Annotated in this window: 18 protein-coding genes and 1 pseudogene; 9 read left to right on the forward strand and 10 right to left on the reverse strand. The window is 60.1% G+C overall.

Annotation, left to right across the window (positions count from 1 at the left end; genetic code table 11):
• Positions 1–97 precede the first annotated feature (97 nt).
• Positions 98–2,350 carry a bifunctional 23S rRNA (guanine(2069)-N(7))-methyltransferase RlmK/23S rRNA (guanine(2445)-N(2))-methyltransferase RlmL gene (rlmKL, locus tag KBY08_RS20755; RefSeq protein ID WP_024659949.1) on the reverse strand — a complete coding sequence of 751 codons (2,253 nt, stop codon included), beginning with the start codon at positions 2,348–2,350 and terminating at the stop codon, positions 98–100.
• A gap of 588 nt (positions 2,351–2,938) precedes the next feature.
• On the opposite strand from rlmKL, the gene rmf reads away from it, so the two are divergent.
• Positions 2,939–3,154 carry a ribosome modulation factor gene (gene rmf, locus KBY08_RS20760; RefSeq protein ID WP_002553055.1) on the forward strand — a complete coding sequence of 72 codons (216 nt, stop codon included), beginning with the start codon at positions 2,939–2,941 and terminating at the stop codon, positions 3,152–3,154.
• Between the two features lie 141 nt (positions 3,155–3,295).
• Here rmf and KBY08_RS20765 read toward each other — a convergent pair whose 3' ends face one another.
• On the reverse strand, positions 3,296–4,327 hold the full coding sequence (locus KBY08_RS20765) for a quinone-dependent dihydroorotate dehydrogenase (protein ID WP_003406732.1): 1,032 nt from the start codon (positions 4,325–4,327) through the stop codon (positions 3,296–3,298).
• 463 nt (positions 4,328–4,790) lie between these two features.
• Here KBY08_RS20765 and KBY08_RS20770 point away from each other — a divergent pair, with 463 nt between their 5' ends.
• Both KBY08_RS20770 and KBY08_RS20775 read left to right on the forward strand, forming a co-directional pair.
• On the forward strand, positions 4,791–6,002 hold the full coding sequence (locus KBY08_RS20770; RefSeq protein ID WP_024659950.1) for a CmpA/NrtA family ABC transporter substrate-binding protein: 1,212 nt from the start codon (positions 4,791–4,793) through the stop codon (positions 6,000–6,002).
• Positions 6,003–6,016: 14 nt separating this feature from the next.
• Positions 6,017–6,592, forward strand: a complete 576-nt coding sequence (locus KBY08_RS20775; RefSeq protein ID WP_003406734.1) for an ANTAR domain-containing response regulator — start codon at positions 6,017–6,019, stop codon at positions 6,590–6,592.
• A 59-nt stretch (positions 6,593–6,651) separates the two neighbouring features.
• Here KBY08_RS20775 and KBY08_RS20780 read toward each other — a convergent pair whose 3' ends face one another.
• Complete coding sequence (locus tag KBY08_RS20780) at positions 6,652–7,899, reverse strand: glycoside hydrolase family 68 protein (RefSeq protein ID WP_111522707.1); 1,248 nt, start codon at positions 7,897–7,899, stop codon at positions 6,652–6,654.
• A 516-nt stretch (positions 7,900–8,415) separates the two neighbouring features.
• Here KBY08_RS20780 and KBY08_RS20785 point away from each other — a divergent pair.
• The 6 genes and pseudogenes from KBY08_RS20785 to cobA all read left to right on the forward strand — a co-directional run bounded on the left by KBY08_RS20785 (position 8,416) and on the right by cobA (position 16,682).
• On the forward strand, positions 8,416–8,583 hold the full coding sequence (locus KBY08_RS20785) for a hypothetical protein (RefSeq protein WP_003406736.1): 168 nt from the start codon (positions 8,416–8,418) through the stop codon (positions 8,581–8,583).
• Positions 8,584–8,806: 223 nt separating this feature from the next.
• The gene (locus KBY08_RS20790) at positions 8,807–10,018 is read left to right on the forward strand and encodes a nitrate/nitrite transporter (protein ID WP_011267436.1); all 1,212 of its coding nucleotides are present in this window, start codon (positions 8,807–8,809) and stop codon (positions 10,016–10,018) included.
• Positions 10,019–10,025: 7 nt separating this feature from the next.
• On the forward strand, positions 10,026–11,687 hold the full coding sequence (locus KBY08_RS20795) for a bifunctional protein-serine/threonine kinase/phosphatase (RefSeq protein WP_104683978.1): 1,662 nt from the start codon (positions 10,026–10,028) through the stop codon (positions 11,685–11,687).
• A gap of 276 nt (positions 11,688–11,963) precedes the next feature.
• Positions 11,964–13,170, forward strand: a pseudogene (locus tag KBY08_RS20800) (NAD(P)/FAD-dependent oxidoreductase); the annotation flags it as partial.
• A 19-nt stretch (positions 13,171–13,189) separates the two neighbouring features.
• Positions 13,190–15,910, forward strand: coding sequence for a nitrate reductase (locus KBY08_RS20805; RefSeq protein WP_111522708.1), 2,721 nt, complete (start codon positions 13,190–13,192; stop codon positions 15,908–15,910).
• Positions 15,911–15,920: 10 nt separating this feature from the next.
• The gene (gene cobA / locus KBY08_RS20810) at positions 15,921–16,682 is read left to right on the forward strand and encodes a uroporphyrinogen-III C-methyltransferase (protein WP_024660426.1); all 762 of its coding nucleotides are present in this window, start codon (positions 15,921–15,923) and stop codon (positions 16,680–16,682) included.
• A gap of 87 nt (positions 16,683–16,769) precedes the next feature.
• On the opposite strand, the gene KBY08_RS20815 is transcribed toward cobA, so the two are convergent.
• The 7 genes from KBY08_RS20815 to KBY08_RS20845 form a co-directional block, all read right to left on the reverse strand.
• On the reverse strand, positions 16,770–17,804 hold the full coding sequence (locus KBY08_RS20815) for an OmpA family protein (RefSeq protein WP_003406743.1): 1,035 nt from the start codon (positions 17,802–17,804) through the stop codon (positions 16,770–16,772).
• Between the two features lie 105 nt (positions 17,805–17,909).
• The gene (sigX, locus tag KBY08_RS20820) at positions 17,910–18,500 is read right to left on the reverse strand and encodes an RNA polymerase sigma factor SigX (RefSeq protein WP_003406744.1); all 591 of its coding nucleotides are present in this window, start codon (positions 18,498–18,500) and stop codon (positions 17,910–17,912) included.
• Between the two features lie 82 nt (positions 18,501–18,582).
• Complete coding sequence (locus tag KBY08_RS20825; protein ID WP_003315687.1) at positions 18,583–19,407, reverse strand: mechanosensitive ion channel family protein; 825 nt, start codon at positions 19,405–19,407, stop codon at positions 18,583–18,585.
• A gap of 2 nt (positions 19,408–19,409) precedes the next feature.
• Positions 19,410–19,658, reverse strand: coding sequence for a crfX protein (locus KBY08_RS20830; RefSeq protein ID WP_003406745.1), 249 nt, complete (start codon positions 19,656–19,658; stop codon positions 19,410–19,412).
• Positions 19,659–19,743: 85 nt separating this feature from the next.
• Positions 19,744–20,739, reverse strand: coding sequence for a zinc transporter ZntB (locus KBY08_RS20835; protein ID WP_011267432.1), 996 nt, complete (start codon positions 20,737–20,739; stop codon positions 19,744–19,746).
• Between the two features lie 11 nt (positions 20,740–20,750).
• Positions 20,751–21,239: a ribonuclease E activity regulator RraA gene (gene rraA, locus KBY08_RS20840; protein WP_003406747.1), complete on the reverse strand. Its 489-nt coding sequence runs from the start codon at positions 21,237–21,239 to the stop codon at positions 20,751–20,753.
• Positions 21,240–21,338: 99 nt separating this feature from the next.
• Entirely contained in the window at positions 21,339–22,328 is a 990-nt protein-coding gene (locus tag KBY08_RS20845; protein ID WP_024660425.1) for an alpha/beta fold hydrolase, read from the reverse strand.
• Positions 22,329–22,469 lie beyond the last annotated feature (141 nt).

Here is a 22,469-nt window from a genome sequence, read left to right on the forward strand (position 1 = left end):
TCAAACGCGTTTGAGCACACGGGCATGCAAACGAGTGCAGGAAGTGTCGCGAGGCGCGATGACCGGACCGTTACCGATCGGTTCATCGCGCACCGGATCAGCTACGCGCCATGATTTTCCAGGCGCGGTGGATCTTGCCGTTACGGGCAAAGTCCTGGTCGATGGTGTGCGCGGTAATGTCCTCGACCGCATAACGCTGACTCAGGTTTTCATCGAGCACAAACTTGCGGAAGTTGTTGGAGAAGTACAACACGCCCCCCGGCGCCAGACGCGCCATGGCCAGATCGATCAGCTCGACCTGATCACGCTGGACATCAAAAATGCCTTCCATGCGCTTGGAGTTGGAGAACGTCGGCGGGTCAATGAAGATCAGGTCGTACTCGTCGCGGTTGGCCTGCAGCCAGGCCATCACGTCGCCCTGCTCCAGACGATTCTTGTCGGAGAAACCGTTCAGCGACAGGTTGCGACGCGCCCAGTCCAGATAGGTCCGCGACAGGTCGACGCTGGTGGTGCTGCGCGCACCGCCCTTGGCAGCATGCACACTGGCCGTCGCCGTATAGGCAAACAGGTTCAGGAAGCGCTTGCCGGACGCCTCGCGCTGAATACGCATGCGCATCGGCCGGTGATCGAGAAACAGCCCGGTGTCCAGGTAGTCGGTCAGATTGACCAGCAGCTTGACGCCGCCTTCGCTGACTTCCAGAAACTGGCCCTGAGCACTCTGGCGCTCGTACTGTTTGGTGCCGCTCTGACGCTCGCGACGCTTGATCACCACGCGGTTCTTGTCGATGTTCAGTGCTTGCGGAATGGCCGCCAGCGCATCGAACAGCCGCGCTGACGCCTTTTCCGGATCAATGGACTTGGGTGCTGCGTATTCCTGGACATGCACCCAGTCGTGATACAGATCGATCGCCAGCGAGTATTCAGGCATGTCGGCGTCATACACGCGGTAGCAATCGATCCCTTCGCGACGCACCCACTTGCCCATCAGCTTGAGGTTCTTTTGCAGGCGATTGGCAAACATCTGCCCGCCTTCGCTCAGGCGCGCCTGTTCGACCACCACCGGTTCCGGCTTGATCGGGTTGCCGTTCTTGTTGAGTTTGCGCTCGACGACTTCAACCTCGACAGGATTTTCGCGTTCGATCTGACGCTGCTCGGGGGTGCGTCGCTCGCCGGTCACGAACTGATCAGGCGTGACCTTGATCAGCAGCAGCTTGCACGGCAAGGCGCCGTTCCAGAACGAATACTGTTTGTGGCTGCGAATGCCCATGCGCTTGCCCAGGTCCGGCGCGCCGGTGAACACCGCAGCTTCCCAGTTAAGGCACGCCTGACGCAGGCGCTCGCCAAGGTTCTGGTAGAGATACAGCAGACTGGCTTCATCTCCCAGACGCTCGCCGTACGGAGGGTTGCAGATCACCAGGCCTTTCTGATTCTGATCGGGACGCGGCTCGAAGGTCGCGACTTCGCCCTGATAGACCTTGATCCAGTCGCTCAGGCCGGCACGTTCGATGTTGTTGCGTCCCGGCTGGATCAGCCGTGGATCGGCTTCGTAACCGCGAATCCACGAAGGTGTTTTGGCCAACCCGGCCTCGGCGCGGGCCAGCGCTTCGTCGTGCAGCTTGCGCCACAGCGCCGGGACATGGCCCAGCCAGGCCGAGAAGCCCCAGCGTTCACGCTTGATGTTCGGCGCGATGTCGGCGGCGATCATCCCGGCCTCGACCAGGAAGGTACCGACACCGCACATCGGGTCAGCCAGCGCGCCGCCCTCGGCAGCAATACGCGGCCAGCCAGCGCGGATCAGGATGGCGGCGGCGAGGTTTTCCTTCAGCGGCGCAGCGCCCTGCTGCAGACGGTAACCGCGCTGGTGCAGGCTGTGCCCGGAAAGGTCGAGGGACAGAATGGCCTCGCCGCGATCCAGACGCAGGTGCACGCGCAGATCGGGGTTGATCTTGTCGACCGACGGACGCTCGCCATCCGGGGTGCGCAGCTTGTCGACGATCGCATCCTTGACCTTCAGTGCACCGAAATGGGTGTTGTCTATGCCCGAACCATGACCACTGAATTCCACCGCAATGGTGCCGTCGGATTCGAGATGATCCTGCCACTCGACATCCAGTACGCCGTGGTACAGGTCTTCGGCATCCTTCATCGGGAAGCGCTTGAGCACCAGCAACACGCGGTTGGCCAGGCGCGACCAGAGACACAGCCGGTAAGCGGTCTCCATGTCCGCCGAGCCGCGAATGGCTGAGGTGTGTTCACGGGTCTCTTGCAGACCCAGCGCAGTGGCTTCCTCGGCAAGCAGGCCTTCAAGGCCTTTGGGGCAAGTGAGGAAAAGTTCGTAGAGATCCGACATGTGTATTCCAGGGCCTGAGCCGTCTGCGGCGGGCAACGCATTGCCCTGCCAGATTTGAACAGGCGTCTTTCATGGAGAACGCCTGCGTGGCACGTGATGTGTGCCGGTCCACCGCATGATCCTGTCATGTCATTGCGGCAGTTTTGGCGCGTATTAGAACAGATATCAGGCAGGGCAACGTCGGCAATAAAAGCACGCAATCAAAAGTCGTGTTTTGAAAAGTCACATTTTTGCAGCCTCTTTATGACCCTTCGTCGCTTAAGCAGCCAAGGCATTGAGCCAGTATATGAGCCTGATAAGCGATCTCAATGGGCTCGCAACACCCCATGTTCACGGGGCTGCAGAAAAAATCAGGGTTGAAACAGGTCTGCGCTTATTGCTCGACAGACCTGAATGTGACGTGCTTATGACAAAACGATCATTCACACCGCCCTGCGCTTTGGTTAGAAATCGTCTCAGGTCATCGCTGCAATGGTGATGGCATCAAGGCCCGCGACGCCGGCAGCGGGCCCCAACGGCAGAAGATTCTGCCCGACCTCATCACGGGGTCTCAGGGATATTACAGTCAACAGACGAGGGCATTACCCTATGAGAAGACTTAAGCGTGATCCGTTGGAAAGAGCATTTTTACGCGGTTATCAATACGGCGTTCATGGTAAATCCCGTGAGCTTTGCCCTTTTACTCTACCGTCAGTACGCCAGGCATGGATCAATGGCTGGCGCGAAGGACGCGGCGACAACTGGGACGGTATGACCGGCACTGCGGGCATCCACAGACTCAACGAACTTCACGCGGTCGGATGAGGCGATTCACATCAAAGACTTTCAGGCCTCTGTCGGGCCATACATGACTGACTGATTCACACCTGCACCATGCACGCCCGACCCGGGCGGCGGGCCAACGCCCAGGGGCTCTCTTGCAGAGCCCCTTTTTTTACCCCGGGCTCAGCGTGCAGCGCGAGGCATTGCCGCAATGGCATCCACCGACTCGCGAATCAGCGCAGGGCCCTTGTAGATGAACCCCGAATAGATCTGCACCAGACTGGCACCCGCAGCGATCTTCTCGGCGGCATGCCGGCCTTCGGTGATCCCCCCGGCGGCGATGATCGGCAGACGACCCGCGAGCTCACCGGCCAGAACCTTGACGATGTGCGTGCTTTTTTCCCGAACCGGCGCGCCCGATAAACCGCCCGCCTGATCAGCATGCGGAAGGCCTTCGACGCCTTGGCGGCTCAGCGTGGTGTTGGTAGCAATGACTGCGTCCATACCGGACTCGATCAGGGCTGCGGCCACCAGCACGGTCTCTTCGTCGGTCATGTCCGGGGCAATCTTGATCGCCAGCGGCACACGCCTGCCATGCCGTTGCGTCAGTTCCTGCTGGCGCAGGCTCAGGGCCTGGAGCAGTTGCTTGAGCGAATCGCCGAACTGCAGGCTGCGCAGCCCCGGCGTGTTGGGCGAACTGACGTTGACCGTGACGTAGCTGGCATGGGCATAGACCTTGTCCAGACAGATCAGGTAATCGTCGACCGCGCGCTCGACCGGCGTGTCGAAGTTCTTGCCGATATTGATGCCCAGAACGCCGCGATACTTTGCCGCTTCGACACGGGACACCAGGTTGTCGACACCCAGATTGTTGAAGCCCATGCGATTGATGATCGCCTCGGCGTTGGGCAGGCGGAAAATACGCGGCTTGGGATTGCCCGGCTGCGCACGTGGCGTCACCGTGCCGATCTCGACGAAACCGAAGCCCAGTTGCGCGAAGCCATCGATGGCCGCACCATTCTTGTCCAGGCCGGCTGCCAGCCCCACGGGGTTGGGAAACTCAAGGCCCATCACACTGACCGGCAACTTCGCCGGGGACTTGCTCAGCAGGCCGTTGAGGCCCAGCCGTCCGCCTGCACCGATCAGGTCCAGCGACAGGTCATGAGAGGTTTCCGGGGAAAGTTTGAACAGTAACTGGCGGGCCAGGTTATACATGGCGGGATGGGCTCGTGAGCAGCTGAATTCAGGGTGGCGATTATAGACGTGTGCGGGCCTGTCAGGCGAGGCGCGCGACAAACTTGTTGCTCGCCCTCCCCCGGCGATGGCATATGCCTTGCTTGAAACCACTATCGGCACTCACTCCAACGGCGGAGCGGTGCATGGACAACGGCGTCGCTTCAGCCCCTTGCACTGGCACTCAGCGTTATATACAGCCCTGGAAAGCCCGAATTACAGGGTTTTTCACGCTTCTGCCAGAAGGGCGTAGGAGCGAACTTGTTCGCGAAGACCGTGTTTCAGACGATAGATTTTCAGCGATTGTACCGGCCCTTTCGCGAACAAGTTCGCTCCTACCGCCTCCGGCCAGAATCAAAAACAGACTTGTATATAACGAAGAGCGACTCGGCATCGGGTCGGACGACGCCTTTTTTCTGGACGGACCTTTGATGAAGCACGCGCGATGAACGAACGAACCGGTAATGCGCTGGACTGGGTGGCCGGTAGCGACGCCCCGGAAATGAACAGCCTGGACGTGGGCTTCATGGCATTGACCGACTGTGCCCCGCTGGTGGTCGCGGCCACGCAGGGTTTCGCCCAGCCTTACGGCCTGAGCCTGAACCTCGAGCGTCAGACCTCCTGGGCCGGGCTGCGCGACAGACTGGTCAGCGGGCAGCTGCAGGCGGCACACAGCCTGTACGGCCTGATCTACGCGGTGGAACTGGGCATCAGCGGTGGCCCGGCGACCGACATGGCCATCCTCATGGGACTCAACCAGAACGGGCAGTGCATCAACCTGTCCCGCGAGTTGCAGCAGGCCGGCGTGATCACTCCTGAAGCACTGGACAAGCACGCGCACCAAAGCGGCTCAAAGCTGACCTTCGCGCAGACCTTTCCCACCGGCAACCATGCCATGTGGCTCTACTACTGGCTGGCCAGTCAGGGCATTCATCCGCTCGATGATGTGAACAGTGTCGTGGTGCCGCCCACGCAAATGGCGCAACACCTGCAGGCCGGGCGCATCGACGGTTTCTGCGTCGGCGAACCCTGGGGCGCCAGCGCCGTACAGCAGCAACTGGGCTTCACCATGGCGACCAGCCAGTCGATCTGGCCGGATCACCCGGGCAAGGTGCTCGGCTGTACCCGAGAGTTTGTCGAGCAGAACCCCAACACCGCCAGAGCGCTGATCATGGCCGTACTGGAAGCGAGCCGCTTCATCGAGGAAAACGATCATAACCGGCGCAGCACCGCACAACTCCTAAGCGGTGCCGATTACCTGGACACCTCAGTGGACTGCATCGAGCCGCGTTTGCTCGGCCAGTACAGCGACGGTCTCGGCAATCACTGGCAAGACCCTCACGCGGTCAGCTTCCATGCCCAGGGACAGGTCAACTACCCCTGGCTGTCCGACGGCATGTGGTTCATGACCCAGTTCCGACGCTGGGGCCTGTTGCGCGAAGACCCGGATTACCTGGCGGTGGCCAGCCGCGTTCAGCAACTCGACCTGTACCGTCAGGCAGCCAGTGCGCTGGGTATCGACGTACCCGCCGCAACCTTGCGCAGCAGCCAGCTGATCGATGGCAGGGTCTGGGACGGCAGCGATCCGGCGGGCTACGCGCGTAGCTTCAAGCTCCACTCGCTGGCCGACGACGTGCCCGCTGTGGCCAGTCGTTGACGGAGAACGTAACCATGCTGCGTATCCTGCTTATCAATGACACCGCCAAAAAGGTCGGCCGCCTCAGGTCAGCCTTGATAGAGGCCGGTTTCGACGTGATCGACGAATCCGGACTGATCATCGACCTGCCCGCGCGCGTTGAAGCCGTGCGCCCGGACGTCATCCTCATCGACACTGAATCACCTGGTCGCGACGTGATGGAGCAAGTGGTGCTGGTCAGCCGCGACCAGCCACGGCCCATCGTGATGTTCACCGACGAGCACGATCCGGGCGTGATGCGCCAGGCGATCAAGTCCGGAGTCAGCGCTTATATCGTCGAGGGTATCCAGGCGCAACGGCTGCAACCGATTCTGGATGTGGCGATGGCGCGCTTTGAAAGCGATCAGGCGCTGCGCGCGCAACTGCATGCACGCGATCAGCAACTGGCCGAGCGCAAGCGCATCGAACTGGCCAAGGGGCTGCTGATGAAAATGAAGGATTGCAACGAAGAAGACGCTTACACGCTGATGCGACGTCAGGCAATGAGTCGTCAGCAGAAGCTGATTCAGGTGGCCGAGCAGATTATCGCGATGAGCGAACTGCTGGGCTGAAGCCAGGAAGAACGCCTGTCCGTACAGGCGTTCTTCACAGGTTACAGGGGCGCAGCCTGTCAGCTCAGTTGCACATCCTTCATCGCCGGCACGTAGCCGTAGTCATACTCTTCCTGCACGAACGAGCGGTCGCCTTTCAACAGGATTCTGACCGTCGGCGCCTCGGTGCCGCCGATACGGTAGTCATCGCCGCTGGTGGGCACGCTGTCGATGAACGAAGTCACCAGGCCGTTGGGCATCACGCAGTGGGAGTACGTCTGGAAAGGCTGTGCAGGCGGATTGCCCAGCACCAGTCCGGATGCATTCATCGGCCGGTAAGGCCCGAACAAATGCTCGCCCACAAAACCGTAAACGCCATCCGGCCCGGTCACACCGTCGGCATACGTAAACTTGTGACTAATGGTGAACAAATAATACTTGCCGTCCTGAAAGACATAATGCGGACGTTCGGTCTGATCATTGACACCCACCGCAGTCACCAGTGGCGGTAATATTTCCCATTCTTCACCGCTGAGATCTTTCGCAACCGCCAGACCGATACAGCCCACTTGAAAACGCGCACCCCCAACTTCTTCATGGCCTGGTGGCACCGGGCCAAGTTCTGCAGCACCAACGGTATGCGTACCGCGTTCGCCGGCAACATTACCTTCAAAGATCATATACAACTTGCCATCATTGGGATCAATAAACGGACTCGGGTCGCGGAAGTTCCACGTCGAGTTCTGCGCTTCGGTTTGATAATAAGTGCCATCGGCCTCGAACAGTTTTTTGACTTGGGTAAAGTCTTTCAACTCCACGCCCTGATCGGACGTCACAATACGGCCGCGTACTTTGGCAATCGTCGCCCCCGGTGTCACGCAGGTGTAGTACAGATCGATATCACCCTTGTCATTCAACAGTACCGGTGTGCCCGCCCACTCGCGGGTGGTGGGCGACACGCCTTCGGCCATGACCCGGCCACCGAAGATCCAGTTCTTGCCGGTACGCGAATACCAGTAGCACATGCGCGCCCGCCCGTGACGATCTTCCCAGTCGCGCTTGATGTCGTAGCGGCCGTTGGCGCCGAGATACTGCGGGTCGTCGGGGTGGCGATCAGCTGTCAGCGTGACGATGACCGACCAGCCGTTGACTGAGACCACCGTGCCGTCAAGCTCGCGCAACGGCATGGTGTCCCAGATGAAGACCTTATCACTCATGACCGGAAAGTCCGGTTTTACCAGCGGCTGCGTGGTGGTCGGGTCATTTTCATTGACCTTCAACGCATCGGCACGGGACCAGACGGTAGGGGCGTAATTGATGTTACTCATGATGATGATGTCCTTTGCAGGCGCCTGTACAAGCAGCGCGTATAGGAAGACAACACGGCAGGCACGGGTGCAATGCCGAGGTGCAGAGTGTGTCGGGCATTCAGGTGTCGGGGACAACCGGAAACCGAGAAAAGAGCGAGTAGCCGATAACTTCTTACACAGTAAGCATTTATCGAAATTGACTGGCAAACTGCAACTACAGATTACCGGATTGAAAAGTGAAAACACTTTCTGTTGATCAAGCGTCACACGTTGCGACAGAAGCGATGCTCTCAGAGATACTCCACAAAGTAAATTAAATATTTAAGGCGCTGTTATCGTACAACCGCGACGGGCCGCGTATTAATTCATATATATTAAGGCCGTCATAGAGACGCATTGAAACAGCATCACAATGACAGTACTTACGCCTAAAACTGATGGCACATTAAATAATATTAAATAACTCCAATGTTAATGAACCAATCCTGATTTTATTAACATGCCCGTGCCTGTTGCTTGATACGGACTGCGCAAATGTTTATCTGGCTTTTCGCCGCCATGCCCTTTTTTGCAGCGCGTCTGCTGGCCGACGCCCGGTTCAAGGTCATACATCAACTCACCACCCAACCGCTGAAGACCCTACAACCTGCCTGCAACGTGCGGCCGGCGCGCTTGCACGGCCCTTGGCCCGTCTATTGCTAAAGCAATCGCACCGGTAGCCAACGGCGGCTATCACCTTTTACGACAAAGACGTCGCTCATCCCTTTCCACGCCAGTGGACAGAGAGGCGACGTTTTTTGCGTTTTGGCCCCGGCGCAGGGGCCGGTGGAGTCGCCGTCATTCGGAACACTCCACCACAGCGTCTGAATAACCCGTGTCGTGGTCATGGCCCGACTGACTAACTAGCAGATGATGAGGTGTGCACATGGATACAAGCTTCTGGAAGGCAGGCCACAAACCGACCCTGTTCGCGGCCTTTCTCTATTTCGACCTGAGTTTCATGGTCTGGTACCTGCTTGGTCCGCTGGCGGTGCAGATTGCCACTGACCTGCAGCTGACCACTCAGCAACGTGGCCTGATGGTCGCCACACCGATTCTGGCGGGTGCGGTGCTGCGCTTCTTCATGGGCCTGCTGGCCGACCAGCTGTCGCCCAAGACCGCCGGGATCATCGGCCAGGTGATCGTCATCGGCGCGCTGCTGGCTGCCTGGCAACTGGGCATTCACACCTACGGCCAGGTGCTGGTGCTGGGTGTGTTCCTCGGTATGGCCGGTGCTTCGTTCGCCGTCGCGCTGCCCCTGGCGTCGCAATGGTATCCAGCGCAGCATCAGGGCAAGGCCATGGGCATCGCCGGTGCGGGCAATTCCGGCACTGTACTGGCCGCGCTGATCGCGCCGGTGCTGGCCGCCAGTTTCGGTTGGAGCAACGTCTTCGGCCTGGCGCTGATTCCGCTGGTCCTGACCCTGATCGCCTTCACCCTGATGGCACGCAACGCCCCGCAACGCAGCAAACCCAAATCCATGGCGGACTACCTCAAGGCGCTGGGTGATCGTGACAGCTGGTGGTTCATGTTTTTCTACAGCGTGACGTTCGGTGGTTTCATTGGCCTGGCCAGCGCCCTGCCTGGCTATTTCAACGACCAATACGGTTTGAGCCCGATCACTGCCGGTTACTACACCGCTGCCTGCGTGTTCGGCGGCAGCCTGATGCGTCCGCTGGGTGGCGCGCTGGCCGACCGTTTCGGCGGGATTCGCACGCTGACCGTGATGTATGCGGTTGCCGCCATCGGCATCGCCGCCGTGGGCTTCAACCTGCCAAGTTCGTGGGCAGCACTGGCGCTGTTCGTGGCCGCCATGCTGGGCCTGGGGGCCGGCAACGGCGCGGTATTCCAGCTGGTACCGCAGCGCTTCCGCAAGGAAATCGGGGTCATGACCGGCCTGATCGGCATGGCGGGTGGCATCGGTGGTTTCCTGCTGGCCGCCGGCCTGGGCACCATCAAACAGAACACCGGCGACTACCAGCTGGGCCTGTGGCTGTTCGCCGGCCTGGCGGTACTGGCCTGGTTCGGCCTGCTGAACGTCAAGCGTCGCTGGAGAACCACTTGGGGTTCGGCCGCAGTCACGGCGGCTCGGGTCTGAAGCGCCGATGACCCTGCAATTGCAGTTCGCGCAATTCAGCGCCAGCGGACCGCGAGCGGAGAATCAGGACGCCGTGCGCCTGGTCACGCCAGTCCCGGCGCTGGCGGCCAGCAAAGGCTATCTGTTCGCCCTTGCCGACGGCGTCAGCCAGTGTGCCGACGGCGCACTGGCGGCGCAGTCCACGCTGCAGGCGCTGGCCCTCGACTATTACGCCACGCCGGAAACCTGGGGCGTGGCGCAGTCCCTTGATCGCCTGCTGCTGGCGCAGAATCGCTGGCTGCTGGCCAACGGCCTGTTGACCACCCTCAGCGCTCTGGTACTGCGCGGTCGGCGCTTCACCCTCGCCCATGTCGGCGACTGCCGGGTTTATCGCTGGCAAACCGGGACGCTCAAACGCATCAGTGAAGATCACGTCTGGGAACAGGCCGACATGCAGCATGTGCTCAAGCGTGCCCTGGGCCTGGATCAGTACGTGGTCATGGATTACCTGGACGGCGAACTGTGTGAAGGCGAGCGCCTGCTGCTGGTCAGCGACGGCATCTGGGCGACGCTGGGCGATGCGAGCATTCGCTCGATTCTGGGCGAACAGCACGACCTCGACGCGGCGGTGAAAACCCTGGTCAGCGCGGCGCACCTGGCCGGCAGTCAGGACAATGCCAGCGCCCTGCTGATTCAGGTCGACACGCTCGGCGAGGATGATCTGGGGGACGCGTTGCTGCAGTTGCAACAATGGCCGCTGCCACCCGCGCTCAAGGCCGATCAGGCATTCGAGGGCTGGAAAGTCGGCAACGTCGTGGCGCAATCGCGCCAGTCCATCGTATATCGGGTCACCGATATCCATGAGCAACCCTGGCTGTTGAAAACCCTGCCGGCCAGTCGCCATGACGAAACTGGCGCCGGTCAGGGGCTGCTGCTGGAGGAGTGGTTTCTGCGCCGGGTCGCCGGGCGCTTCTTTCCCGAGATACACCCGCTGACAGACCGCCAGCATCTGTATTACGTGATGCGCGAGTATCCCGGGCACACACTGGCCGAGCGCTTCACTGACAACGGGCCGTTGCCGCTGGCCCAGTGGCAGGACCTCGCCACCCGGCTGCTACGGGCCACGGGCCTGCTGCATCGACGCAACATCATCCATCGCGATATCAAACCGGAAAACCTGCTGCTGGCCGACGACGGCGAGTTGCGCCTGCTGGATTTTGGCCTGGCGTTCTGCCCGGGCCTTTCGGCGGTCAACACCGAAGACCTGCCCGGCACACCGAGCTATATAGCACCGGAGGCCTTCAACGGTGCCGAACCGCATCCGCAGCAGGACCTCTACGCGGCAGGCGTCACTTTGTATTACCTGCTGACAGGGCAATACCCTTACGGCGAGATCGAAGCCTTTCAGCACCGTCGCTTCGGCGCACCGATACCTGCCAGCCGTTATCGGCCGGATCTGCCGCAGTGGCTGAGCCAAAGCCTGGACAAGGCACTGCACGCCGACCCGAACCAGCGCTACGAAACCGCTGAACAGTGGTTGCTGGAACTGGAGCAAGCCGAGCATCGTCCGTTGGTGACAAAACCGCGTCCGCTGCTGGAACGCGAACCACTGAAAGTCTGGCGAACACTGGCGCTGCTCTCCCTGCTGTTCAATCTGGTGCTGGTGATCGGGTTGCTGGGCCGCCACTGAGCCCTTGCGCCCCGCTTCTGTGCAACGCGCCTCAGCGCAGTGCAGAAAAGGCCTGGGTTATCGACTGCACACCGCGCAGGCCGGCAGATGCGAGTTGGCACAAGCACTGCATGGTCTCTTGCAGATAATTCATAACACGCAGCCCTCAACGATGAAGGCTGCGTCTCCCGAGAGAACGGGACCGGACAAAGGCGTCCTCGTCAGGCCACTGACGGGACGCCTTTTTTTGTTTGCGCGAAACGTGTCGAGCACGCGCTGCAGTGACTCGGAGGCAAGATGACCAAACTCAAACTGGTGATGATCGGCAACGGCATGGCCGGCGTGCGCACACTCGAAGAGTTGCTGAAACTGAGCGAAGACCTTTACCACATCACGGTCTTCGGCGCCGAGCCACACCCCAATTACAATCGCATCCTGCTGTCGCCGGTGCTGGCTGGTGAACAGAATTTCGAAGACATCGTGCTCAACGATCTCGACTGGTACCAACGCAACGGAATCGAGTTGTTGCTCAACCGCCGCGTGGTGAAGATCGATCGCATCAAACGCCTGGTGATCGCCGATGACGGCACCCAGGCCCATTATGATCGGCTGCTGATTGCCACCGGTTCGCGGCCGTTCATACTGCCGATCCCCGGCAACACGCTGAACGGCGTCATCGGCTATCGCGACATCAGCCACACGCGGCAGATGATCGACACCGCCGTCACGCACAAACGCGCAGTCGTCATCGGCGGCGGCCTGCTCGGCCTGGAAGCGGCCAACGGCTTGAGCCTGCGCGGCATGCAAGTCACGGTTATTCATAATGGCCAGACGCTGCTGGAGCGCCAACTGGACAAGACCAGCGGACGGATGCTGCAAGCGGCACTGGAAAAGCGCGGCCTGAGCTTTCGCCTCGACGAACAGACCAACGCCCTGCTCGGCGATGATCAGGGCCGCGTAACCGCGGTGCAATTCAACAACGGCGACAGGATCGATGCCGATCTGGTGGTCATGGCCGCAGGCATAAGGCCCAATACCGAATTGGCCGAGCAAGCCGGCCTGCCCTGTAACCGCGGCATTCTGGTCAATGACACCTTGCAGACCTACGACCCACGCATCTACGCGATTGGCGAATGCGTCAGCCACCGCGGCATTGCCTATGGGCTGGTGGCGCCGCTGTTCGAGCAGGCGCGGGTCTGCGCCAATCACCTTGCGCAACTGGGCTTCGCGCGTTATCCGGGTTCGGTCACCTCGACCAAGCTTAAAGTCACCGGCATCGACCTGTTTTCCGCCGGGGATTTCCTCGGCGGTGAAGGCACTGAAAGCATCACCCTTTCCGATCCCATTGGCGGCGTCTACAAGAAGCTGGTGATCAAGAACGACGTACTGGTCGGCGCCTGCCTGTACGGCGACACCGCCGACGGCAACTGGTACTTGCAGCAGATCCGTGATGGCCAGGGAATCGACGCCATACGCGATCATCTGATGTTCGGCAAACCCGCTGCTGCGCAGGCGGCCTGCGCATGAACAGCCTTGCCCTTCACACCCCTCGGATCACGGCATCGACCTGCTGCTATTGCGGCGTGGGCTGCGGCGTACTGATCGAACATGACGGCGAGCATGTTCTCGGCGTCAGCGGCGATCCGAAGCACCCGGCCAACTTCGGCAAGCTGTGCAGCAAAGGCTCGAGCCTGCACCTGACCGGCGACATCGAAGCCCGCGCGCTGTACCCGGAACTGCGCCTGAGCAAAGGCCTGGCGCGCAGCGTCACCCATTGGGATACCGCACTGGAACACGCGGCCAATGTGTTTGCCCAGACCATTCGCGAACACGGCCCGGACAGCGTTGCCTTCTACATTTCCGGCCAGTTGCTGACCGAAGACTACTACGCGTTCAACAAGCTGGCGCGCGCCCTGATCGGCACCAACAATATCGACAGCAACTCACGGCTGTGCATGTCCTCCGCCGTGGCTGGCTATAAGCGCAGCCTGGGTGCCGATGCACCGCCCTGCAGCTACGAAGATATCGAACTGAGCGACTGCGTGATGATCGTCGGCAGTAACATGGCGTACGCGCACCCGATTCTGTTTCGTCGTCTGGAAGAAGCAAAAAACCATCGTCCGCAGATGAAACTCATCGTCATCGACCCACGGCGCACCGACACCTGCGAGCTGGCCGACCTGCACCTGGCGATTCAGCCCGGCACGGACGTCGCGCTGTTTCACGGCATCCTGCATATATTGATGAGCGAACGGCTGATCGACCCGGCGTTCATTGCCGCGCACACGCAGGGTTACGAGGAACTGGCTACGCTGGTCCGTGATTACCCGCCTGAGCACGTGGCCGCCCTCTGCGGCATTACTCTGGAACAGCTGCACACCTGCGCCCGCTGGGTGGGCGAAGCGCCGGCTTTTCTGTCGCTGTGGTGCATGGGGCTGAATCAGTCTACGGCCGGCAGCGCGAAAAACAGCGCGCTGATCAACCTGCATCTGGCGACCGGCCAGATTGGCAAACCTGGCGCAGGTCCCTTCTCGCTCACCGGCCAGCCCAACGCCATGGGCGGACGCGAAACCGGCAGCCTGTCCAACCTGTTGCCTGGCCATCGCGACGCGGCAAATCCTCAGCATCGTCAGGAGGTTGCAGATTACTGGGGCGTCGACAGTCTGCCCGCCAGCCCCGGCCTTTCCGCCATCGAACTGTTCGAGCAATTGCAAAACGGGACAATCAAAGCCCTGTGGATTGCCTGCACCAACCCGGCACAGTCACTGCCCGACCAGAACCGCATCAGGCAAGCGCTGGAAACCTGCCCGTTCGTGGTACTCCAGGAAGCGTTCAAAACCACCGAAACTGCGCGTTACGCCGATCTGTTGCTGCCTGCTGCCAGCTGGGGCGAGAAAGAAGGCACGGTGACCAACTCCGAACGGCGCATCTCCAACGTGCGCAAGGCCATCCAGGCGCCCGGCGAAGCGCGCTCCGACTGGGCAATCACGGTGGATTTCGCCCAGCGCCTGCAAAAACGCCTGCAACCCTACACACCCGCGCTGTTCGATTTCGCGACACCCAAAGCCTTGTTCGATGAGTTCAAGGGCCTGACGGTCGGGCGCGATCTGGACATGTCCGGAATCGACCGCGAGCTCATCGACCAGCGGGGCCCGCAACAATGGCCATTCCCGCGTGGCGCCAGCAGCGGCACGCCGCGCCTGTACAAAGATGGCATCTTCCCCACCGATTCAGGCCGCGCGCAGTTCCTGTCTGAGCCTTACATTGCCGCCAGGGAGTTGCGCGATGCCGACTACCCGCTGACGCTCAACACCGGCAGGCTGCGCGATCAATGGCACGGCATGAGCCGCACCGGCACCGCTGCGCGCTTGTTCGGGCATGTCAGCGAAGCTGTGTTGAGCATCAATCCGCAGGACATGCTCAGCCATGACCTGCAACCCGGCGATCTGGTCAAACTGATCAGCCGGCGCGGCGAACTGCTGTTGCCGGTCGGCAGTGAGGACAGCGTTGCAGTCGGCCAGGCCTTTGTGCCGATGCATTGGGGCGACAGGTTCCTCAAGGGGGGTGTCAACGTTCTCACTCAGCCAGCCTTCGACCCGGTCTCGAAGCAACCGGAACTCAAGCACGCCGGCGTCAGGATCGAAAAAGCCCACCTGCCCTGGCAGTTCTTTGCGCTGGTCGAGGGCAACGTGCAGCAACGGATGGAAACGCTGCGCGCCTTGTGCGACACCTTCACTTACCTGAGCATGGGCCTTGCCGGACGCGGGCGACCGGCGCTGGTGATACGCGCCGCCAGCGCAGAAGCACCCGATTCAGCGCTGCTGCAGCAGATTGATCGTGTACTGGGCCTGGATGAGGGACCGGTCATGGCGTATGACGACCCCAAACGCTCGATCGGCAAGCGGGTACGGATTGACGATGATCGTATTACCGCTATTCGCCTGGCCGGCGAAACACTTGCCCGGCATTGGTTGCAGACGTTGTGGCTGGAAGAGCGCGTTGAGGCTTCGTTGCGACGCTGGCTGTTGGCACCGTTGAGCAGCGAACCGGGCAAAGACTCGACACAGACTCGCGACAAGACCTTGTGCAACTGCATGAATGTCAGCCAGAACGCAGTCATGAGCGCTATCGAGCGTGGGCTGGACCTGAATCAACTCAAGACACAGTTGGGCTGCGGCACCCAGTGCGGCTCCTGCGTGCCGGAAATAAGAAGACTGATCCATACCGTGGCGGTTACAGAATGAGGAATGCGGCATGAGCGCAAAAGTATGGCTGGTAGGCGCGGGCCCCGGCGACCCGGAATTGCTGACCCTCAAGGCAGTACGCGCCTTGCATGAAGCCGACGTGGTGCTGATCGACGATCTGGTCAACCCCGCAGTGCTGGAGCATTGTCCGGGGGCGCGGGTGATCGCGGTCGGCAAGCGCGGCGGTTGCCGCTCGACGCCGCAAGCGTTTATCCATCGCCTGATGCTGCGCTACGTACGTCAGGGCAAATGCGTGGTCCGCCTCAAAGGCGGCGATCCGTGCATCTTCGGACGTGGTGGTGAAGAGGCTCAATGGCTACAGGAGCGCGGTGTCGCCGTGGAGCTGGTCAACGGCATTACAGCGGGTCTTGCCGGTGCAACACAGTGCGGCATTTCGCTGACCCTGCGCGGTATAAGCCGTGGCGTGACACTGGTCACCGCCCACACTCAGGATGACAGCACGCTCAACTGGCAAGCGCTCGCGCAAGGCGGAACCACCCTGGTGGTTTACATGGGCGTGGCGAAACTGGCGGAAATTCGCGAGAGCCTGCTGGCAGGCGGAATGAGTGGCGAGATGCCGGTGGCGATGATCGAGAACGCTTCGCTGCCATGGCAGCGCGAATGCCGTAGCACCCTGAATGCCATGCAACAGGACGCAGCCGCTTTCCAGCTGAAGAGCCCCGCCATTCTGGTGATCGGCGCGGTTGCGGCTTACAGCAATGAGCTGCTGAATCAAAGCCTGATGGACCACGCGCAGCTGAATGCCGGCTGACACCAGGCCCGTCTGAGCAAGCACCCTGCCAAATCGCAGGCAAAGAAAAGCCCGGCCTGAGCCGGGCTTTTCAGTACAAGCGGCTAATTACTTAGCTTGAGCTTCTACTTCTGCTTCTACGCGACGGTTAACTGCGCGACCTGCTTCAGTTGCGTTGTCAGCAACTGGCTTGGTTTCGCCGTAACCAACCGAGTTTACGCGGCTAGCGCCAACACCGTACTGGTTAACCAGAACCTGTTTAACGGCGTTTGCACGACGCTCGGACAGTTTCTGGTTGTAAGCGTCAGGACCGACGGAGTCAGTGTGACCTTCAACAGTGGTGGTGGTCTGTGGGTACTGCTGCATGAAGTCAGCGAGGTTCTTGATGTCGCCGTAGCTGCTAGGCTTGACTACGGATTTGTCGAAATCGAACTTCACGTCCAGCTCAACACGAACCACTTCGGCAACTGCTGGGCAGCCATCAGCGTCAACGGTAACGTTGGCTGGGGTGTCCGGGCACTTGTCGACGTTGTCGCACACGCCGTCGTTGTCGCTGTCGGAGCACACTTCAGCTACTGGAGCTGGAGCCGCTTCAACTTTCTTGCTGCCGCCGCCGAAGTTTACACCGATACCGACGCTAGGCGCCCACTCGGTGTTGCCTTGGTCGATGTTGTACTGAGCTTCAACGCCTGCACGGGCATAGAAGTTGTCAGTGAAGTACAGCTTGGCGCCGCCGCCGATGTTGGCGAAGGTGGAGCCGTCACGGCCACGGCGAGCGTCTTGACCGATGCTCTGGTCAGAGAAGCCGGCAGATACGTATGGACGCAGCATGTCGCCTGGGTTGTTGAAGTGGTACAGAGCGTCCAGAGCAGTGTCTGCGCCCTTGATGTTCTTGCCGCTGTCGCTACGAACGTTGTGGACTTCGTCGTAGCCCAGACGCAGCTCAACATCGTCAGTCAGGAAGTAGCCAACGGAGCCGCCGAACAGGTTGCCGTCGTTTTTGAAGTTACGATCGCTGTCGTAGTACTCTTTCTTGGCGAAGCCTTCGATTTCGACCGCGCCTTGGCCTTGAGCCAGCGCGCCGAACGAAGTTGCGGCAACAATAGTACCAATGGCCAAGCCCAAGGTGTTTTTCAGTTTCATCCGTTAAATCCCCATCTGATGATTATTAAGCAGTCCCACACAGGGGGACAACTCAGCGGCAAGTCTACCAGACCTTGCCAGTTTGTTAGAGATATTTGCACCGTATTAAGTTTCGGCGATTCCCGCAAATTTCTCTCGTAATTTATCTAAAGCCCGCTTGTAACGCATTTTCGTTGCGCTCAAGCCCATGTGCATGATGTCAGCGATTTCCTGGAATTCAAGTTCTGCAACAAACCGCAGGACCAGAATCTCCCGATCGATCGGGTTCACATACACAAGCCAGCGATCAAGTCCGCCCCGTTCTTCAGGTTTGGGCGCCTTTTCTTCCGACGCTTCCTCAAGTGGATCCAGACTCAGCGCGTCCATCAAGCGACGCTTACGCCGTTCCTTCCTGTACTGCGTGATGCATTCATTGTAGGTGATGCTGTACAGCCAGGTTTTAAATTTAGATTTACCTTCAAAATTTTTCAACCCATACAACACTTTAAGCATCACCTCCTGACAGACATCGTCAGCGTCGCGATCGTTCCCCAGATAACGTGCACAGACGTTAAAAAGTGTTCGCTGGTAACGGCGCATCAATTCTTCGTAGGCCCGCGTCACATTGAACAGCTCAACGTGGGCGCGCGCAACCAGCTCCTCGTCTGAGAGCTCGTGTGGATCATAGCGCGTCGAAAACGGTTGAGGTTTATTCAAAACAAATCTTGCCGACAGTCAGGTCAATGTCCGCCATGGCCTGTATCGGCAACCTGGCGGCATACATTAGCAGGTTAACCGCTTAACGGCTGCTTACTCTCTGCTCGAGCAGGATGCGATTGGAAAACGACACCAGCTCCCCCTCGTCTGTCAGTAGCGTTGTCTTGACCGTACCGATTTCCTCGATCTGCCCTTCTGTATCCCCTATCTGGACCTGCTGCCCGACCTGAAACAGTTCACGGACGTAGATTCCGGCAATGATCTGCCCGGCAATTTCGCGACTGCCGAGGCCCAGGGCAAGCGCCACTGTCAGACCAACGGTAATCAGCGCAATCACGATAACGTGGTTCAGCAGGTCGGTTTTGACCTCGAGCTGGCTGATGGCAACCGAAATACTGATGATGATGACCAGCCCCTGGGCAATTCGCCCCAGGCCGGCAGAGTAATCGATCCCTACGCCTTCAGCAGCGCCGCGCACCAGGCCATTGACCAGTTGCGCCAGCAGCACTCCGACCAGCAGCACCAGCGCGGCACCAAATACCTTGGGCAAATACAGCGCCAGCATGTCCAGCGTGGCTGAGACCCTCTGCAGGCCCAATGATTCAGCGGCCGATACGAGAAATATAAGCAGAACGAACCAGTAGACGACCTTGCCGATCAGCGTGGAGACCGGCACCTTGACGCCAGCGCGGCCGATAATCTTGGTCAGGCCGGTACCGCCGACGAGACGATCAAGGCCCAGCTTGGCCAGCAATTTGGAGAGCAGTGCGTCGAGCAGCTTGGCGACGACAAAACCGAGCAGCACCACAACCAGGGCGCCGAACAGGTTGGGAATGAAGTTTGCGACTTTGGTCCACAATGCAGTCATTGCAGCAAGAAGGCTCTGGGTCCAGAGATTCAATTCCATGCTCAATCAGCCTTATCGATAGAACGCGCACCACTCGTGGTGCGACGAGAAACGGGAGAGACGTGGGCCGAGCCGTTGTTCACGGCAATCATAAGCGCCTCTGACCAGCGGCCCAGCAGCCCGAACAACACACCAGCGCCGACCTGGCGATTGGCGGTCTTCAGGACGCGTCCCAGACATGCATCATCATCCCGGCTGGAGGATGAAGAATTGAGCATGTCGCGTAAAGATTCTTCAAACGGATCGTGCATCAGGCACCTCACGTAATGTCATTCAAAGACGCGACGCGAAAACAACAAGTCACACAGGCTCGCCAAATAACCATCCAGGCTCGCCCTATACCCAACGCAAACGGCGGAACAGCCACCACTGCCCTGCGCCCAGTGCGACGATCAGCAGACAGGCCACCAGAAAGCCGTACGAACTGGCCGAACCCGGAATGCCGCCAACGTTGATACCCAGCAGACCGGTGAGAAAACTCATCGGCAGAAAGATACAGGTAATGATCCCGAAGCGGTACATGGTGCGGTTCATGTGCTCGCGCAGGCGCCGGTCCTCGGACTCCAGCAGCAGCCCCACCCGCTCGCGGGTCAGCTCGAGCTCTTCCAGATAACGGGTCAGGCTGTTGTTCAGCTCATTCCAGTAATCAGCGTCGTCATGGGCAAACCAGGACAGCTTGATGCGTGAAAGCTGACCATAAATATCTCGCTGCGGCCCAAGGAACCGACGCAGGCCGGCAGCGCGTCGACGGATGTGCAGCAGCTTGCCATGCTCGGGATTGTACCGTTCGTCGGCGTCGTTCTTTTCTTCCTCTTCATCGACCATTTCGGTCAGTTCACCCACCAGATCCTGAACCTTGTCAGTGAGGTGCTGCGCCAGGTGCAGGATCAGCTCCGAGGCGCCCTTCGGGCCTTTGCCCTGCCCCAGTAGCTCAATCAGTTCCTCGGTGGCACGCAGCGGACGCAGGCGCAGCGAGATCACCCGCTGCGCGGCGGCGAAGATACGCACCGAGACCATGTCTTCCGGCTCGGCACCGGGATTCAGATTCACACCGCGCAGAAACAGCAGCAGCTCCTGCTCCGGCAACGGCAGCAAGCGCGGCCGGGTGTTCTCTTCCAGCAACAGGTCGCAGGCAAACTCGCTCAGACCGCTGCCGGTGCGCAGCCAGGCATGTGTCTGCGGGTGGCTGCGGTCCCAATGCAGCCAGAGGCTTTCCTCTGGCTGCAACGCAAGGTCCTGCAATTCGGTTCGAGCGATGAAACGCGCCCCACCCTTACCGTCCAAAACGAGGGCATGAACCAGCCCCCACTGCGCGTTTGCTTCATCGAACATGGATACTTCGCTTATTCCGGCATGGTCAGGGTTGATGGGGAAATGATGACGCCATTGTTGTCGGCGTACAGGTACTCACCCGGGCGGAACGTCACGCCGCCAAAGGTCACCGGCACATTCAGCTCGCCTATGCCGCGCTTCTCGGTTTTCTTCGGATGACTGGCGAGCGCCTGGACACCCAGATCGGTCTGGGCGATGACATCCACGTCGCGGATGCAGCCGTAGATCAACATGCCTTCCCAGCCGTTCTTTGCAGCCTTGTCTGCCAGCATGTCACCCAGTAGCGCGCAACGCAGCGAACCGCCGCCGTCGACGACCAGCACCTTGCCCTTGCCGTCGAGCTCGACCTGCTCCCTGACCTTGGAGTTGTCCTCGAAACATTTCAGCGTGACGATCTGGCCACCAAACGAATCGCGGCCGCCAAAATTGCTGAACATCGGCTCCACGACCTGAATCAGGTCCGGATAGGCGTCACACAGATCGGGGGTGAGGTAATGCATGGGGGCAACTCCTGTCATCGGCTATGAGGTCGCGCTTGATACAGACGGTTTATTGAAACAGACACGACCGGACGAGCCTAACCATAGCGACTTTAACGGCTAACTGCCCACCGCGACCTGAAACTCTGCAACCTGTTCAGGAACGGAACACTCACCCAGCCACTCGATCACCCGCGGCCAGACCTGCTGCTGCGCAGCCTTGCTGACCAGCATCTGCACATGGCCGAAATCCTCGCTGAAGCCGTGTTCGCGGCCCAGGCAGAGGAATTGCCTGTGTTCGCTGCCGATCTGCTCGAACAGTTCACGGCAAGCCCACACCGGATCCTGACGGTCGCCCGCCGCAGCGACAGCCAGAAGCGGCACCTGAACCGCGCTCAACCCTGCCCACCAGTTGTTGTCACGCTCACCGAAACGTCCGAACAGCCCGTGCCAGCGCATGCTTTCCAGAACCAGACCGATCGGCTCGTCTTCCGGCCCGCGCTTGAAACGCGGTCCGGAGATATGCTCGAAAGACCTCAACAGCAACTTCGCAGACCATTGCAGTGGCGGGACCTTTAGCGGCCAGTAGGTACGGCTGACCTGGCTGCCGAACAGCGCCACGGACGCCGCAGTATCAGCCCCCAGGTACTGACCGCCCAAGGCTGCCGCCAGGCTCGTGCCGCCCAGCGAATGGCCGATCCAGTGCGGTATCTGGCCACTTTGTTCGATGACGAACGCGGCAATTGCTGGCAAATCGAAACGCGCGTAGTCCGCCACGCAATTGCTGCGGTAACTCAGGTTGCGAGCCGACAGGCCATGGCCGCGCATTTCAGGAATCCACACGTCATAACCGGCACGCGCCAGATACGCGCCCAGACCGATGCCCTTGGGCGAATACCAGAAACGCCGGTTGGAAAAACTGCCATGCAGCAGTATCACCGGAGTACCACGCACGTCGGGCTGATCGACGCACCCCAGCCGGGTCACCGCCAGTTCGACACTGGCGTCGGGGCTATTGGCCGGTTTGAGACGGTAGACGTCCTCGACCAGATCGCCACGACGCTCGGCGCTGATCAAGGCCACGGGAAAAAGCTGGCTGCTGCTCTGCATATCACTCTTTATCTGGTTTGACAGACGGGATGAAACCACGCGCTCCGGGGTCTCGCGGTGCGCCATAAAAAAGGCGGCTTCCGAAGAAACCGCCTCATTCAAACACCTGAACCACATGACGGCTCAGGCCGCGTTCGCGTC

It is taken from the genome of Pseudomonas sp. P135 (assembly GCF_020312125.1).
In the GTDB taxonomy this organism is placed as follows: Bacteria; Pseudomonadota; Gammaproteobacteria; order Pseudomonadales; family Pseudomonadaceae; genus Aquipseudomonas; species Aquipseudomonas fragariae.